1 protein-coding gene is annotated in these 2,362 nt (G+C 58.8%); it reads right to left on the reverse strand.

Features of this window, described 5'->3' with window-relative positions; translation table 11 throughout:
- Positions 1 to 254: 254 nt before the first annotated feature.
- The gene (locus tag E1297_RS02660) at positions 255 to 2,123 is read right to left on the reverse strand and encodes a RecQ family ATP-dependent DNA helicase (protein ID WP_155133561.1); all 1,869 of its coding nucleotides are present in this window, start codon (positions 2,121 to 2,123) and stop codon (positions 255 to 257) included.
- Between the last annotated feature and the right edge of the window lie 239 nt (positions 2,124 to 2,362).

The following is a 2,362-nucleotide window of genomic DNA, read 5'->3' on the forward strand; positions in this document are numbered from 1 at the left end:
TCGCTAAAAATCCCCGTCCTTCAGGGAGGGTAAGACGTTAAGTTGTGGTCGCCTGAGCGAAAGGGATAAGCGGCCTCCACAATGCGATTGTAGGAGTGGAAATCGTGCTCTAGTGCCTGTCAAATATGTGATCATCGCGCCGGGCGAGCTGGCGGAACAGTTTGTCGCTGAAGGTCTGTTTGGCGAGGTGCCAGAACAGTTTCAGTTTTACATCGACTGGTCCATTCATCTCCATTCGGTCATGGTCGCTCTTCTCAGGCTGCGTAGCGGTCGACGATCGCCAGGAAATGGTGCCCGAAACGATCGGCTTTGATCTCGCCGATTCCCTTAATCATCTTTAGGGCCTCGATGTCGCGTGGTTTCTCCTCGGCAATCCGCTGAAGGGTTGCGTCGTGAATGACGAAGTAACGTTTCACTCCCGCGTCCCGGGCGAGTTTGTTGCGATGGCGGCGCAGGTCTTCCAGAAGTCCCGCCCCGCTGGTGCAAGGTCTGTTCGTGCGCTTCGGAGCGGGTTTCCGCGTCGCCCGACTCTGAGCCTTGTCTGCGGTAGGCGTCGCTGTCTTGGGCGGCTTGACTGCCGCGCATTCGATGGCGGGCGTGGTGCCGATCTCGAAGGCCTGCGAAGAACGAATGTTGTTAGCCTTAATGCCAAGCGTCGTTCGACCCATACGCGAATGATCTACGCTAATGCCTCCGACGGCGACCAGCTGACGGAACAGCGAAGACCAGTCGGAGATGGTCATCGGCTCGGCGGTCTTCATTTCGGCGATGCGATCGTCGATTTCCTTGATACCGGTTGCGGTTCCTGACTTGCCTGTCACGATGGCGATGAGGTCGGTGGCGGCGTAACCGCCCTTCCCCGCTTCGACGACGTCGAGCATGATGGAGGCGTGCCGTCCGGCTTCGCGTCCCCGGGTATCGTTTCGGCAGTTGTCGCAGGTAGCGCAATTGCCGTCGTACGCCTCGCCGAAGTGAGCGAGGATCGCTTGGCGGCGGCAATAAACGGTTTCGCTGATGCCCAGAAGGGCTTCGAGCTTCGCCTTGCCTGTACGCTTTACGGCGGTTCCGCCGTTGCTCTTGCGGAGCATCTTGGAACGACGCGCGAAATCACCTGCGCCGTAGAGCATTAGTGTCTCGGACGGCAGACCATCACGGCCGGCGCGGCCGGTCTCCTGATAGTAGGTCTCCAGATTGGAGGAGAGATCCATGTGAACGACGAAGCGGACGTCGGCCTTGTCGATTCCCATGCCGAAGGCGATGGTGGCTACGAGGATCTTGGCGTCTCCCTTAATCCAGTCGCGCTGGTTCCGGCCACGCACGTCGATGTTGAGCTTGGCATGATAGGGCCGCGCGTTGTAGCCGTTGGCGCGCAGGAAGGTCGCCGTCTTCTCCACCGTCGCGCGTCCGAGGCAGTAGACGATGCCGCACTCGTCGTCGCGGCCTTCCAGGAATTCAAGGAGACGTCTCTTCGGGTCCTTGCCCTTCGGTTCGATGGCGTAGTCGATGTTCGGCCGATCGAAGCTCGCGTTGAAGACGGGGGCATCCTCGATGCCGAGCTGGGCTTGAATGTCGTCGCGGGTCTCCGGGTCGGCGGTAGCGGTCAAAGCGATCACCGGGATGCCGGGAAAACTCTTCTTGAGAAATTCGAGTTCGAGGTAATCGGGGCGGAAATCGTGTCCCCACTGGGAGGCACAGTGCGCCTCGTCGACGGCGAACAGCGCGATATCGATGTCATCCTTGAGGAACGCCTTGAAGCTTGTCAGGGCCATGCGCTCAGGGGTGACGTAGAGAAGGTCGAGCTCGCCCGCGCGGACATCGGAATAGATTTGTTTGGCTTCCTCGCGGGTACAGGAGGAGGTTAGTGCGGCAGCAGCCACACCCTTCGCCTTGAGGGCGGCGACCTGATCCTCAATGAGGGCCAGAAGCGGAGAGATGACGATACCTACGCCGTCGCGGCAGATGGCCGGGATTTGATAGCAGAGGGACTTGCCCATTCCGGTCGGAAAGAGGACGAGCGCATTGCCTCCGTCGGTAACCGTCTCAACGACATCGCCCTGAAGCGGCCGGAATTCGTCGTAGCCGAATACGTTTTTAAGAATGAAGTCGGGCTCATAGGTCCTCATTGGCGACAATCCTTTGCTCAGAGGGACTGAATACGATAAATTCAATATTGTCAACAATTATGAAGACAGGACGCTGTCTCCGTGCCCTCCGGAATTGCGTCTTGGGCACTTACGATAGCAGGAAGGCGCCTAATGCCGCGCTAATGTACTGCACCTGTTCTCGCTGTATTCCAATGGACTTGGCCGATCCATGCCTGCGGACATCGGGATATTGATCCAGAAGCGCGGCAACCCCCTTC

The sequence above is a fragment of the Roseibium sp. RKSG952 genome (assembly GCF_009711355.1).